This window comes from Dyella sp. SG609, assembly GCF_012275375.1.
Taxonomy (GTDB): domain Bacteria; phylum Pseudomonadota; class Gammaproteobacteria; order Xanthomonadales; family Rhodanobacteraceae; genus Dyella_D; species Dyella_D marensis.
On the sequence record NZ_JAAZQJ010000002.1, the window covers coordinates 441,422 to 454,336 of the forward strand.

16 protein-coding genes, 6 tRNA genes and 1 pseudogene are annotated in these 12,915 nt (G+C 65.5%); 11 read left to right on the plus strand and 12 right to left on the minus strand.

Annotated features, from left to right (window positions below):
- The first annotated feature begins 3 nt into the window (after nt 1-3).
- The 10 genes from FHW85_RS05310 (at nt 4) to FHW85_RS05355 (ending at nt 7,360) form a co-directional block, all read left to right on the plus strand.
- Nucleotides 4-762 (plus strand): heme ABC transporter permease, encoded by a 759-nt coding sequence (locus FHW85_RS05310; protein ID WP_168647584.1) that lies wholly within the window; start codon nt 4-6, stop codon nt 760-762.
- Nucleotides 759-947, plus strand: coding sequence for a heme exporter protein CcmD (ccmD, locus tag FHW85_RS05315; protein WP_167257553.1), 189 nt, complete (start codon nt 759-761; stop codon nt 945-947). The genes FHW85_RS05310 and ccmD overlap by 4 nt, the downstream gene beginning before the upstream one ends.
- A 49-nt stretch (nt 948-996) precedes the next feature.
- Entirely contained in the window at nt 997-1,464 is a 468-nt protein-coding gene (gene ccmE / locus FHW85_RS05320; RefSeq protein WP_168647712.1) for a cytochrome c maturation protein CcmE, read from the plus strand.
- Entirely contained in the window at nt 1,461-3,431 is a 1,971-nt protein-coding gene (locus FHW85_RS05325; RefSeq protein WP_168647585.1) for a heme lyase CcmF/NrfE family subunit, read from the plus strand. The genes ccmE and FHW85_RS05325 overlap by 4 nt, the downstream gene beginning before the upstream one ends.
- The gene (locus tag FHW85_RS05330; RefSeq protein ID WP_168647586.1) at nt 3,428-3,970 is read left to right on the plus strand and encodes a DsbE family thiol:disulfide interchange protein; all 543 of its coding nucleotides are present in this window, start codon (nt 3,428-3,430) and stop codon (nt 3,968-3,970) included. The genes FHW85_RS05325 and FHW85_RS05330 overlap by 4 nt, the downstream gene beginning before the upstream one ends.
- Nucleotides 3,967-4,452, plus strand: coding sequence for a cytochrome c-type biogenesis protein (locus tag FHW85_RS05335; RefSeq protein WP_168647587.1), 486 nt, complete (start codon nt 3,967-3,969; stop codon nt 4,450-4,452). Before FHW85_RS05330 ends, FHW85_RS05335 begins: the two co-directional genes overlap by 4 nt.
- Entirely contained in the window at nt 4,449-5,492 is a 1,044-nt protein-coding gene (locus FHW85_RS05340) for a tetratricopeptide repeat protein (RefSeq protein ID WP_168647588.1), read from the plus strand. Before FHW85_RS05335 ends, FHW85_RS05340 begins: the two co-directional genes overlap by 4 nt.
- Nucleotides 5,489-6,592, plus strand: coding sequence for a homoserine O-acetyltransferase (locus FHW85_RS05345; RefSeq protein ID WP_168647589.1), 1,104 nt, complete (start codon nt 5,489-5,491; stop codon nt 6,590-6,592). Before FHW85_RS05340 ends, FHW85_RS05345 begins: the two co-directional genes overlap by 4 nt.
- A gap of 71 nt (nt 6,593-6,663) precedes the next feature.
- Nucleotides 6,664-7,248: a cysteine dioxygenase family protein gene (locus FHW85_RS05350; protein ID WP_167257546.1), complete on the plus strand. Its 585-nt coding sequence runs from the start codon at nt 6,664-6,666 to the stop codon at nt 7,246-7,248.
- A gap of 26 nt (nt 7,249-7,274) precedes the next feature.
- Nucleotides 7,275-7,360 (plus strand) — tRNA-Leu (locus FHW85_RS05355).
- A 190-nt stretch (nt 7,361-7,550) separates the two neighbouring features.
- Here the strand turns inward: FHW85_RS05355 and FHW85_RS05360 are convergent.
- The 4 genes and pseudogenes from FHW85_RS05360 to FHW85_RS05375 form a co-directional block, all read right to left on the minus strand.
- Nucleotides 7,551-7,961: a hypothetical protein gene (locus tag FHW85_RS05360; protein WP_168647590.1), complete on the minus strand. Its 411-nt coding sequence runs from the start codon at nt 7,959-7,961 to the stop codon at nt 7,551-7,553.
- An 82-nt stretch (nt 7,962-8,043) separates the two neighbouring features.
- Nucleotides 8,044-8,166: pseudogene (locus FHW85_RS22540) on the minus strand (GNAT family N-acetyltransferase); the annotation flags it as partial.
- A 94-nt stretch (nt 8,167-8,260) separates the two neighbouring features.
- Nucleotides 8,261-8,887 carry a class I SAM-dependent methyltransferase gene (locus FHW85_RS05370; RefSeq protein WP_168647591.1) on the minus strand — a complete coding sequence of 209 codons (627 nt, stop codon included), beginning with the start codon at nt 8,885-8,887 and terminating at the stop codon, nt 8,261-8,263.
- A gap of 518 nt (nt 8,888-9,405) precedes the next feature.
- A complete protein-coding gene (locus tag FHW85_RS05375; RefSeq protein WP_167257518.1) occupies nt 9,406-9,846 on the minus strand; it encodes a hypothetical protein in 441 nt (146 codons plus the stop codon).
- A gap of 345 nt (nt 9,847-10,191) precedes the next feature.
- On the opposite strand from FHW85_RS05375, the gene FHW85_RS05380 reads away from it, so the two are divergent.
- Nucleotides 10,192-10,404: a hypothetical protein gene (locus FHW85_RS05380; RefSeq protein ID WP_168647592.1), complete on the plus strand. Its 213-nt coding sequence runs from the start codon at nt 10,192-10,194 to the stop codon at nt 10,402-10,404.
- 19 nt (nt 10,405-10,423) lie between these two features.
- Here FHW85_RS05380 and FHW85_RS05385 read toward each other — a convergent pair whose 3' ends face one another.
- From FHW85_RS05385 to FHW85_RS05420, 8 genes are all read right to left on the minus strand, one after another.
- Nucleotides 10,424-10,864 (minus strand): nuclear transport factor 2 family protein, encoded by a 441-nt coding sequence (locus tag FHW85_RS05385; RefSeq protein WP_168647593.1) that lies wholly within the window; start codon nt 10,862-10,864, stop codon nt 10,424-10,426.
- A gap of 171 nt (nt 10,865-11,035) precedes the next feature.
- On the minus strand, nt 11,036-11,212 hold the full coding sequence (locus tag FHW85_RS05390; protein WP_168647594.1) for a DUF3606 domain-containing protein: 177 nt from the start codon (nt 11,210-11,212) through the stop codon (nt 11,036-11,038).
- A 120-nt stretch (nt 11,213-11,332) separates the two neighbouring features.
- A complete protein-coding gene (locus FHW85_RS05395; RefSeq protein WP_168647595.1) occupies nt 11,333-11,875 on the minus strand; it encodes a hypothetical protein in 543 nt (180 codons plus the stop codon).
- Nucleotides 11,876-12,008: 133 nt separating this feature from the next.
- Nucleotides 12,009-12,084: transfer RNA gene (locus FHW85_RS05400), tRNA-Lys, on the minus strand.
- Nucleotides 12,085-12,099: 15 nt separating this feature from the next.
- A tRNA-His gene (locus FHW85_RS05405) sits at nt 12,100-12,176 on the minus strand.
- Nucleotides 12,177-12,194: 18 nt separating this feature from the next.
- A tRNA-Arg gene (locus tag FHW85_RS05410) sits at nt 12,195-12,271 on the minus strand.
- 26 nt (nt 12,272-12,297) lie between these two features.
- Nucleotides 12,298-12,374 (minus strand) — tRNA-Pro (locus FHW85_RS05415).
- Nucleotides 12,375-12,548: 174 nt separating this feature from the next.
- A tRNA-Arg gene (locus tag FHW85_RS05420) sits at nt 12,549-12,625 on the minus strand.
- Between the last annotated feature and the right edge of the window lie 290 nt (nt 12,626-12,915).

Consider the following 12,915-nt stretch of genomic DNA (forward strand, 5'->3'; position numbering starts at 1 on the left):
CACATGGCCAACTGGATTCCGCTGTGGCTGCACAAGCTCGGCTCGCCGCCGATCTTCTACCGCTTCGCCGGCACCCTGCGGCCGTGGGCGCTGGCGCTGGCGCTGCTGCTGGGCATGGCCGCGCTGTACGGCGGCCTGGTGCTGGCACCGGCCGATTACCAGCAGGGCGACGCCTACCGCATCATCTTCATCCACGTGCCCAGTGCCTGGATGAGCCTCTTCATCTACGGCGTGATGGCGCTGGCCTCGTTCATCGCCCTGGTGTGGCGGATCAAGCTGGCCGAAGTGGTGGCGATGGAATCGGCGCCGATCGGCGCGGCCTTCACCTTCGTCACCCTGGTCACCGGCTCGCTGTGGGGCAAGCCGATGTGGGGCACCTGGTGGACCTGGGACGCGCGCCTGACTTCCGAGCTGGTGCTGCTGTTCCTGTACCTGGGCGTGATCGGCCTGTACCACGCCTTCGAGGATCGCCGGCAAGGCGCGCGCGCCGCGGCCTTCCTGGCCCTGATCGGCATCGTCAACGTGCCGATCGTGCATTTCTCGGTGAACTGGTGGAACACGCTGCACCAGGGTTCCACCGTGCGCATCCTCGGCCCCTCGAAGATGAGCGGCGACATGCTGTGGCCGCTGCTCACCATGATGGCCGCCACCAAGTTCTATTACATCGCCAGCCTGTTCGGCCGCGTGCGCGCCGACCTGCTGGCGCTAGAAAGCGGCAAGGACTGGGTCAGGCAGATCGCCGAAGCGGAGGCGGGCCGATGAGCCAGTTCTTCGCCATGGGCGGCTATGCCGCCTACGTGTGGCCGGCGTATGCGGTGTTCTTCATCGTGCTGATCGCCGACTTCCTGGCCCCGGGCATCCGCCGGCGCCGCCAGCTGCGCGAACTGCGCGCCCGCCTGGCGCGCCAGGGCGCGCGCCAGCAACGCAACCCGACGCCGTCGTCCTGACACCTACGCTGATTGGGCGACGCAGAGTTATTCCATGAATCCCACCCCCATGAACCCCGCTCGCAAGCGCCGGCTCACCATCGTGCTCCTGGTTCTGGCCGCCGCCACCGTGGCCATCGGCCTCACGGTGTTCGCCCTGCAGCAGAACATGAACTACCTGTTCACCCCCAGCCAGGTGCAGTCGGGCGAGGCCGGCCAGTACAAGAACTTCCGCCTGGGCGGCATGGTGAAGGCTGGCTCGATCCAGCGCGCCGCCGATTCGCTCAAGGTGACCTTCACGGTGATCGACGCCACCGGCGCGATGCCGGTGGAATACAACGGCATCCTGCCCGACCTGTTCCGCGACAATCAGTCGGTGATCGCCACCGGCCATATGGACAACGCGCGCTTCATCGCCACCGAAGTGCTGGCCAAGCACGACGAGACCTACATGCCGAAGGAACTGAAGGACGCCATGGCCAAGGCGCACCAGGGCAAGCCCATCAACGAAGCCGCCGCGCAGGACAAGCCGCGATGACGCCGGAACTGGGGCAACTGGCGCTGATTCTCGCTTTGCTGCTGGCGCTGGCGCAGGGCGTGCTGCCGCTGCTCGGCGCCTGGCGCGGCAACGGCGCGCTGATGGCGGTGGCGCGTCCCGCCGCGGCCGGCCAGGCGGTGTTCGTGGCAATGGCCTTCGGCGTGCTGAGCTGGGCCTTCCTGCATTTCGATTTCTCGGTGCGCTACGTCGCCGACAACTCCAACCTCGCCCTGCCCTGGTATTACCGGCTGGCCGCGGTGTGGGGCGCGCACGAAGGCTCGCTGCTGCTGTGGATCTTCATCCTCAACCTGTGGACGGTGGCGCTGGCTGCCTTCAGCCGCAAGCTGCCGGACGTCTTCGTGGCGCGCGTGCTCGGCGTGCTCGGCCTGGTCGCGGTGGGCTTTCTCGCCTTCATCGTCTTCACCTCCAACCCGTTCGAGCGCCTGCTGCCGATGCCGCCGGATGGCGGCGACCTGAATCCGGTGCTGCAGGACCCGGGCATGACCTTCCATCCGCCCGTGCTGTACATGGGCTACGTCGGCTTCTCGGTGGCGTTCGCGTTCTCCATCGCCGCCCTGCTCGGCGGCGAACTGGAACAGGCCTGGGTGCGCTGGGCGCGGCCGTGGACGAACGTGGCCTGGGGTTTTCTTTCCGCCGGCATCGTGGCGGGCAGCTGGTGGGCCTATGCGGAGCTGGGCTGGGGCGGCTGGTGGTTCTGGGATCCGGTGGAGAACGCCAGCTTCATGCCGTGGCTGGTCGGCGCGGCGCTGATCCATGCGCAGGCGGTGACCGAGAAGCGCGGCGCCTTGCGCGCGTGGACCATCCTGCTGTCGATCTTCGCCTTCTCGCTGTCGCTGCTGGGCACCTTCCTGGTGCGCTCGGGCGTGCTTACGTCGGTGCATGCGTTTGCTTCGGACCCGAAGCGCGGCCTGTTCATCCTGTGCTTCCTGGCCGTGGTGGTCGGCGGCTCGCTGCTGCTGTACGCGCTGCGTGCGCCGAAGGTGGCCGGCGGAAAACCTTTTGGCGTGGTGTCGCGCGAAACGGCGATCCTGATCGGCAACCTGATGCTGACCGTGGCCGCCGCGATGGTGCTGCTGGGCACGCTGTTCCCGCTGCTGGGCGATGCGCTGAACCTGGGCAAGATTTCGGTGGGCCCGCCCTACTTCGGTTTCCTGTTCACCCTGCTGATGATCCCGATCGTGCTGCTGCTGCCGTTCGGCCCGTACCTGCGCTGGGGCGAGAAAGGCGGCCTGCCGCCGCTGAAGAACGTAGCCGTGCGCGCAGGCCTGGCCGCCGTGGCCTGCGCCATTGCCGCGGCCTTCGCCACCGGCTGGGAGCTCAAGGCGATCGCCGGTACCGCGGCGGCCGTGTGGTGCTGCGTCGGCACCCTGCTGTACGTGATCAAGCGCTGGCGCGAGATGCCGGCCGGCCGCCGCTATCCGGCCGAGATGGCCGGCATGCTGCTGGCGCATTTCGGCGTCGGCGTGTTCCTGGCCGGCGTGCTGCTGACCGAAGCGCTGAGCGTGGAGCGCGACGTGCGCATGGCGCCGGGCCAGACGCAGAGCATCGGCGGCTACGACTTCCGCTTCGACGGCGTGCACGTGGCCGACGGCCCGAACTGGCAGGGCGACCAGGGCACGGTCACCGTCATGCGCAACGGCCGCGAGATCGCGGTGATGCATCCGCAGAAGCGCACCTATACGCGCGGCCAGGTGCAGACCGAATCGGCGATCGATGCGGGCGTCACGCGCGACCTGTACGTGGCGCTGGGCGAGCCGATGGATCGCAATGATCCGGAAGGCGCCTGGGCGCTGCGCCTGTATCACAAGCCGTTCGTGCGCTGGATCTGGGCAGGCGGCCTGCTGATGATGCTGGGCGGATTCTTCAGCGCGGCGGACAAGCGCTTCCGCCTGCGCCGCGAAGCCGAGGCGGCACTCGCTGCGCCGGTGCGGGAGTCGCACGCATGAGCCGGCTGGTTCCGTTCTTCGGCTTCCTGCTGCTGGTGGCGCTGTTCGGGTTCGGCATCTGGTGGAATACCCGCCACGACCAGCGCGAAGTGCCCTCCCCGCTGATCAACAAGCCCGCGCCGGCGTATGCGCTGCCGAAACTGGACGACCCGGCGCAGACGGTGACGCGCGAGGCCATGCTCGGCAAGCCTTACCTCATCAACGTGTTCGCCAGCTGGTGCGTCGCCTGCGGCGAGGAGCACCCGGTGCTGATGAGCGAAGGCCAGCGCATCGGCGTGCCGCTGGTGGGCTACAACTACAAGGACGAGCCGGACGAGGCCAAGGCCTGGCTGGCGCGCCACGGCAATCCCTACGGGCTGGTCATCGCCGACCGCGAAGGCCGCACCGCCATCGACTTCGGCGTGTACGGCGCGCCGGAAACCTTCCTGGTCGATGCCAGGGGCGTGATCCGCTACAAGCGCATCGGGCCGCTGACGCCGGACGTGATCGAGCGCGAACTGAAGCCCGCAATCGCCGCGCTGCGCAAGGAAGCGCCATGAGCGCCGCGCTCCGCCGTGTGCCGTTCGCTCTGGCCCTCGCGCTGGTCTTGGCGCTGTGCTGCGGCGTGCTGAGCGCGCAGGCGATCGACCCGCTGCCGTTCAAGGACCACGCCGAGGAAACGCGCTTCCAGCACCTCACGCGCGAACTGCGCTGCCTGGTCTGCCAGAACGAAAACCTCGCCGACTCCAACGCCGACCTGGCGCGCGACCTGCGCCACCAGGTGTTCGACCTGATGCGCCAGGGCAAGAGCGACGCCGAGATCAAGCAGTACCTGGTCGACCGCTATTCCGACTTCGTGCTGTACGACCCGCCGGTGCAGGGCAGCACGCTGCTGCTGTGGTTCGGCCCCCTGGCCATCCTGCTGGCCGGCGCCGCCGTGGTGGTGGTGACCATCCGCCGGCGCAGCCGCGCGCCGGCGCCCGCCACCGCCGGCACCGGCGCGAACGAGCGCAGCCCGACCGACGAAGGGGACGATTGGTGAAGCCCGTTTTCTACCTGGCCGCCGCGGCGATGATCGCCGTGGCGCTCGCCCTGCTGCTGGTGCCGCTGATCCGCCAGGGGCGCCGCCAGGGCCGCCCGCGCGGCGTCTTCGTGCTGTCCCTGCTGGTGGCCTTCGCGCTGCCGCTGGGCGCCGTGGGGCTGTATCTGCTGATCGGCACGCCGGTGGCGCTGAACGGCGTGCAGAAGCAGCCCGAGGCGATGTCGATCGAGCAGGCCGTGGCCGAACTGCAGGCGCATCTGCAAGCCGAGCCGAAAGATGCCCAAGGCTGGCTGCTGCTGGCGCAGACCTACGCCAGCCTGCGCAAATCCGCCGAAGCGCGCGATGCGTACGAGCAGGTGCTGAACCTGCAGCCGGACAACACCGCCGCGATGGTGGGCTGGGCCGAGTCGGATTCGATCGTGCGCGAGGATCACCACATCGAAGGCCGCTCGCTCGAACTGCTCGAACGCGCCGTGCAGCTGGAACCGGACAACCAGCGCGGCCTGTGGCTGCTCGGCATCAGCCAGTTCCAGCACGACCGCTATGCGGAAGCCGCGACTACGTGGCGCAAATTGCAGCCGATGCTGGAACCCGGCTCCACCGTGGCGAAGGCCGTGGCCGAACAGATCGCCATGGCCGATACGCGCGCAGGCCATCCGCCGGCGCCGCAGGGAACGCCGGTGACGGCGGATGGCCCTGCGCTGCAAGTGCAGGTCACGCTGGCGCCCGCGCTGAAGGATCAGGTGAAAGTGGGTGAGACGCTGTTCGTCTACGCCCGCGCCGAACAAGGCCCGCCGATGCCGCTGGCGGTGGCCCGGCTGGACGCCGCCGCCCTGCCCGCCACGGTGACGCTCACCGACGCGATGGGCATGACGCCGCAGCTGAGGCTCTCTTCCGCCGCGCGCGTGTTCGTCGGCGCGCGCATCAGCCGCAGCGGCCAGGCCATCGCGCAGACCGGCGACCTGGAAGGCGATGCCGGCGTGGTCGAGGTGGCGAGCAAGGCGCCGATCAAGATCGAAATCGACAAGGTTCGCCGATGAGCCAGGACGCGCGGCAGTATTTCAGTCTTCCCTCCCCCTTCCGCATGAAGCGCGGCGGCGAGCTGCACGGCGCGCGCGTGGCCTTCGAAACCTGGGGCAGGCTGAGCGCGGCGCGCGACAATGCGCTGCTGATCCTCACCGGCCTGTCGCCGAGCGCGCATGCGGCGTCGAACGAAATCGATCCCTCGCCGGGCTGGTGGGAGGCGATGATCGGGCCGGGCAAGGCGATCGATACGGACCGCTGGTTCGTGATCTGCGTGAATTCGCTGGGCAGCGACAAGGGTTCGACCTGCCCGGCGTCGATCGATCCGGCCACGGGCGAGCCGTATCGCCTGAGTTTCCCCGAGCTGGCGCTGGAAGACGTGGCGAACGCCGCGCACGGCGCGGTGGCTTCGCTGGGCATCGAGCAGCTCGCCTGCCTGGTCGGCTGCTCGATGGGCGGCATGAGCGCGCTGGCCTACATGCTGCTGCACCCCGGCAGCGTGCGCACGCATATCAGCGTGGACACCGCGCCGCAGGCGCAGCCGTTCGCCATTGCCATCCGCTCGCTGCAGCGCGAGGCGATCCGGCTTGATCCGCAGTGGAACAACGGCCATTACGACGACGCGCATTTCCCGGAAACGGGCATGAGCATCGCGCGCAAGCTGGGCGTGATCACCTACCGCTCGGCGATGGAATGGAACGGCCGCTTCGCGCGCATCCGCCTGGACGCGGAGCAGCGCGACGACGATCCCTTCGGCTTCGAGTTCCAGGTCGAGTCGTATCTGCAAGGCCATGCGCAGCGCTTCGTGCGCACCTTCGATCCCAACAGTTACCTGTACCTGTCGCGCGCCAGCGACTGGTTCGATATCTCCGAATACGGCGAAGGCAGCATCCAGGCGGGGCTGAAGCGCATCCGCGTGAAGCAGGCCCTGGTGATCGGCGTCAGCACCGATATTTTGTTCCCGCTGGAGCAGCAGGAGCAGATCGCCGAGGGGCTGGAGGCGGCCGGGGCCGAGGTGGAATTCGTGGCGCTGGACTCGCCCCAGGGCCACGACGCCTTCCTGGTCGACATCGAGAATTACAGCCGGGCCATCGGGGGCTTCCTGGGCCGTCTCTGAACGCCCTGGACGCCGCCCCGCCCCCGGGCTGGTAAGATCGGCCCTGTCGCAACGCCTTTCCCGAGAATCACATGCTTACCGTGGAATTCCCCGGCTGTCGCAAGCTTATCGACGCCATCGACACTGCCGTCAGCAAGCCCAGCACGCACGAGATCACCGACAGCCTGCGCAACAGCCTGTGCCAGCTGATCCGCGGCCAGGAAGTGAAGCTCCCCGACTGCGTCTTCGAAACCATCGAAGGCCGCTACGCCCGCCGCGAGCTCTACCGCAGCGAAGACCACGACTACTGCGTGGTCGCCATGACCTGGGGCCCGGGCCAGGGCACCCCCATCCACGACCATTGCGGCATGTGGTGCGTGGAAGGCGTCTGGAGCGGCGCCCTGGAAGTGGTGCAGTACGAGCGCCTGGCCGGCGAGAACGACCAGTGGCGCTTCCAGCCCGTCGGCTCGATCCAGGCCGGCCCCGGCTCCGCCGGCAGCCTGATCCCGCCGCACGAGTACCACACCATCCGCAACCCCAGCGATGACGCCGTCGCCGTAAGCCTGCACATCTATTCCGGCCCCATGACCCACTGCGCCATCTTCAAGCCCGTGGTCGGCGCCACCCAGTGCTACGAGCGCACCGACCGCCAGCTGGGTCTCGACCCGGTCCACTGAAGCCGGCATAATCACCCGCTTGCAATGCCGGTGTGGCGGAATGGTAGACGCGGCGGACTCAAAATCCGCTTCTGGCGACAGAGTGGAGGTTCGAGTCCTCTCACCGGTACCAAGAGGATGTCCCAGGGCGTCCAGCAGAATCCAGGAAACTCAAGAAAAGCCCGCAAATATGCGGGTTTTTTTATGCCTGTCGTCCAGCCACGTCCAAGGGCGTCTCCTGGAATCTCGCCATCTTTGGGGATGTTTTTGGGGGTATCCGGGCTGCTCAGCCTAGGCGCTGAAATGGGATTGCGAGCGGGTTTTCATGCCAGGGTCCACTTCGTACCCTTCGGGTCGGGGATGAATACCGTTGGTGTCCAGCAGTCGGTACGCAACGTGCCCACGCCAGCGCCGCACCGGCATACCTGATTGAGGCCATCGCAGCCGTCCAGGCCACAGCAGCCATTGAGGCGACTCACGTCGCTGGTGTTATGGACGGATCCATTGAGATCATCTGGGTTCAACCAGAATTGCGGCACAAACTCCAGTGCGCTTGGCGTGTCGCCGCAGGATCGTTCTATCGGCTCCCAGCTCTCGAATGCTACGCCGCAGGGGGTAAGCGGCTCGCCTTCCTTATGTTTGGCCTGGGGCGCGCCAGGCGTTCTTTCGGACACGATGGAGAGTGCGCCGGTGAGTGTTGTCTCGCAGAGCGCGCATTGCAGGGCCATTTTCATCGATAGCGGTCCAAATCGGGGGTCGTCAGCTGGCAACGGAGTTTGCCGTGAAGGTGCTCACAGATAGCCACCCTTGCCGGGACTACTTGATCCGCCTGACATAAGCATCCACCAGCCCCAGCTGCTGGTGGCGAAAGGCTTTCGGCAAGGTGCCGACGATAGCGAAGCCCAGTTTCCTGTACAGCTCCACCGCCGGCGCATTGGTACGTGCGACCCGAGTCCGGGGTAGTTGGCGCCAAACTTGTACATGCCCAGGATGTTCGTTTCCGTCGCAGCGACAAAGGGCGAGTGCGCGCCGACTATCCCCGACTCGCCCGAACACTCAGCCACCAATCATCGGGCCTGCCCATGCAACGACGTATCTCGCCGACTATCCAACCGGCGTCTGCGATCGCGGACCGCAAGCCGGACTCGCGCCAGTACGTCTCGACATAACGCCGCGATGATGCCGTGCTGCCGTGTGCAGACACACTCTCGCCATCGCCGTCTCTGACTGAGACGTGCAGTGGGCCGCCAATTCGGGTTGCGCCTGCAAGCCGTCGAAGCACCGTGCCGAAATCCTCGCGCGCCACATGAATCAGGCAGGCGCAGGCCCAGATGCCGTCGTATGGCGAATCGGGACGTTGGGGGTCGGCCAGGTCGTCGGTCAATGGATCCAACGGGTCGGCCTCAAAACCATTGCGGCGAAGCAGTTCGACGAAACCGTTCGAAACATCGGTGCGGCGGACGTTGATTCCCCTCAGCTCAAGCGCAAGCGCATCGCGTCCGCCGCCGCTTCCGATCTCCAGCACTCTTCCGGAGCCACCCAGCGCGGCCACGAACGCATCGATTTCGATCGCGACCCATGGGGGCATGGCCGCGGCCTCGGCAGCGTATTCCGCCGCGGCCATGTCATAAGACCTCACGGTATCCCGGTCGGTACTCATCCTCAGCTCCCATGATTAAGAGACCACGGCAGAGGAGAGACTTATCAGCTTCTCTCACGAATTTTAAGTGTCGGACTTGCGGGCGCTGAAGTGTTCACAGGCGCCGCAAACAGAAAGCCCCCTCTTTCGAAGGGGCTTTTTTATTCAGAACCTGATCGACCATCAGCCGCCGGGACCCGGCACGCAAATCCAGGTCCATACCCCATTCTCTTTCACCCGCACCGCCGTCCACCCTTCCGGACAGACCGGCGCATTCGCATAAGGCTGGTGTATCCCACCACCTGCCGGGACGGCGTCGCCCGCCTGCACGGCAAACACGATGGCGGCCAGCGCCAAGGCACCCAAGATCCTTTTCATTGGTGTCCCCTCTTGATGAGCAGCGCTGCGTGAGGCTCCTCAAACCCAGGGAGCGCTGCGGTCCCGTGGGCCAAGTGACGACGCTAGATCAAAGAGAATGATCATGCAATGCGGACGCAGCGGTAGCGGTTGGGCGATACGCGTTGCGGATTCGCCGGAACTCAGGGATTCCTCAACTCCGCCACTTTCTTCACATCGATGTACTTCGTCATACCCGTCAGGCTCTTCTCGACGTCCTGATTGAGAAACAGCTCGCGCCCCGCCACCTGCCCCAGCGCCTGGAAGCCCTGCTGCATGGCCAGGTCGCCTTCGTTCTTCAGGGCCGCTTTCGCCTCGTCCTTGCAGGTCTCGGTCAGCAGGCGGCTGAACAGCTGCGCCATGCGGGCGTTGGCCTTGTCGACCTGGTCTTCGGATACCGAGCCCATGGGCGCCACCGACGGGTGCCGCGACATCGCCGCGAACATCCACTGCACGATCACCACGTGGTCGTCCATCGTGCTTTTCCCGACCAGGCATTGCGACAGCTTGTCGGTATACGGGCCAGCCTGCGCCACGCCGGACAGCAGCAAGCCTGCTGCCAGCAGCATCATTCGTAGTTTCATAAATCCCCCTGTAAGTGCTTTCCTGCAATAAGGGCGGCGCCCTTTCCCTTCGAGTAGCGAAGCGAAACCGCCCTCTGTCTCCCACGCTATCGAGCCGGGAACCCGGCCAGACTTCGCGAATCTTGCAGAACTACCCAAAGCGCGGCAAGGGGCGCTCATCCACTGGTTTCAGACGCGGCGCCCGCCGGCCTTTTTACCTCGGCCGCCATGACGGCACTTATCACCGCCATCCGCCGGTCAAGCTGCGCTTATCGCGGGCTGAAAAACCTTTTGAGCTACCAGACTTTTCCTAAGGACTTGCTCAGTCCCCGCCTCCAGAATTCGCCGCCCCCGGAGGAAAAGGCCATGCACCCGACAGTCAATGAGCGCCCCATCCAGAGCGAGCTGAGAAACCTGGCCCTGGCCATCGGCGTGGCCATGCACCTGGACGCCGCCTTGCCCCTGCTGCCGGAGCAGCACGAAGCCGCCAAATCCCTGCGCCAGGCGCAGAAGTCGGCGATGAAGCTGGTGCGTTATCTGCGGGCCGCTTTGCCCGACAACGGCGAAAACGGCGCCTGAGCGCCAGCGCTCGCTGGCGTCATTCCGCGATACGCGTGGTCTGCACGTTGACCACGCGCCAGACCATTCCTTCTTTCACATAAGTGTCGGTGTAGCGGTAGTGGGTGCGGAACGGCTTGCCCTGATAGGTGCCGTGCATATCGGTGCTGCCGTTGAGCAGGGCGGTATTGCCGTAGATGCGGATGGTGAAGTCCTCGACGGTGTACGGCTCGATCACCAGGTCGGGCGAAGTGAGGTTCTGCAGGAACTGCGCCTTGTCGGCGGTGGCGCCGTCGCTGCCGATCTGGAAGAACGTGTCGGACATGTTCCTGGCGATGGCCTGCCGGTCTTTCTTGACGATCGCCGTATCCCAGGCATCGGCCTGCGCTTTCAGCCGGGCGCGAAGATCGGTGGAGTCCTTAGCGATGGCAGGCATGGAGGCCAGCAGCAGGGCAAGGCAGGCGGTTCTTAGGATCGCCATCGGATAGCTCCCGAGCGGAGGTTCTGAGTGAGAGGACGCCATGGCGCCGCCTTCCCCTGCCGCGCCCGCCGCTGAGCTTAGTCGATCGCGGCAGGCCCCCGCTGTTGCCGCCAAGGAAAAAGCCCGGCGCGAAGCCGGGCTTTTCGATCGGCCGGGGCGGAATGCGATGACCTATTTGCCGAAGTGCTTGCGCACCGCCGCCGCCGATACGCCGACCGCCTTCACTGCCGCCTTCAACTCCTGCTCGGTGCAGCTGAACGTCTTGCACCAGTAGCGCACTTCCCAATCCTCATGCACGTTCACCCTGGCCGCGTCCTGCGGGCCGCGCTTGCTCAGATCGTCAGACATGGGTTCTCTCCGATCGTTGGAAGCCCTGTCGACGGCACGACGCGGATATCGCGCGTCCAGGGCCGGCCCAGTGTTCGGCGCTGGCCCTGCCCTGTCTTTAGATGAAATACGAAAATGCGCTCATGTGGGTTGCGTAATACCGGCACCGTACGGGTTCACTGACATCGCATCGAGCTGATGGATCGAGTCGAGCGACAACGTGGGGGTGGGATTTGCCGGCGCCTGCGAGATGCAACCGGCGGTACCGCGCTTGGCGTTGCCGTCCCTGACCGCGGCCGCCGCATCGGCGGCATAGCCGGCCGCCTCCTGCGCCGCCCCGACGGCGGCGCGGACCGCGGCATCGGTGTCGCGGCTGGGCTGCTTCGCCGCGGCTGCCACGGTCCTGGCCGCGGCGGCCTGCGCCGCGTCGGCGGCCTGCTGTGCCTGGTGGGCCAGTGCTTCGGCAGCACAGCTATTGGGTTCGGCCTTGGCCTTCATAGCCGCATTCGCGGCGTCGGCGGCTGCGGAGACCGCCTCATCCGCCGCGTCCCCCGACGCGACCTCGGCCGCCGTGCAAGGGCGGCCCTCCGAACTGGTGCACGAATTCTGCGCGGCATTCGCTGCGTGGTCGGCGGCGTTGGAAGCCGAATTTGCACCACTAGAACCGGAAACGGAACCTGCCATGGCGATAACTCCTATGGGGGAGCCTCACCCTAGTCAGTCTTCCTTCGGCGGGCACACTAGGACGTTCCCTAGGGACAGGCTGGGTTCGACACAAAAGAAAAGCGCCCAGGTTTCCCTGAGCGCCTTCTTTGATTGGTGGGCCGTGTAAGATTCGAACTTACGACCAATTGATTAAGAGTCAACTGCTCTACCAACTGAGCTAACGGCCCTGAAACTTCAAATTTTGGGGTGGACGATGGGACTCGAACCCACGACATCCGGAATCACAATCCGGTACTCTAACCAGCTGAGCTACGCCCACCATAACCTTGATATGTACTGGCGCGCCCGACAGGAATCGAACCTGCAACCGTCGGCTTAGAAGGCCGATGCTCTATCCGGTTGAGCTACAGGCGCAATGCACTCGGGTGCAGAGCAACTGCTGGTCGGGGCAGAGGGATTCGAACCCACGACTTCCAGCTCCCAAAGCTGGCGCTCTACCAGGCTGAGCTATACCCCGATTTCGAACCCTCGACCGCTTTCGCAATGCCGAAGCTTTGAAATGCTACGGGTGACGCTTCGCCCAGTCAATCCGTATCGAAGCACACCGAACACATCTTTCGTCCGGTTCCTAGGAGCGGTGTTCTGCTCTTCGGATGCAAACCGTGATGCGAACATCACTGCCTGCCTTGTATGGCGCGCCCGGAGAGATTCGAACTCCCGACCACCAAGTTCGTAGCCTGGTACTCTATCCAACTGAGCTACGGGCGCGTTGTAAAACCTTTGCCATCTTCGCTTAACCACCGGAGTGGAAAGCGCCGAAGCGAGAAGCGGAATTATTCAGATTCGGACAGTGGTCGTCAATACTTTTTTCAGTTTTTTTTCACCGGATGCCGAAGCATTCATATCCCGGTGCCGACGACCCGCATCGAAGCCGCGCATTCTAACGGCCGAAAACAGGATCGCCTAGAGGGAAAGCAGAATGTGTTGCTTCGTTCTGCTTCGCGTGTCGCGCGGCATCCATCGATGATGGAAACGACGAGGGCGGCCATCGCCGCCCT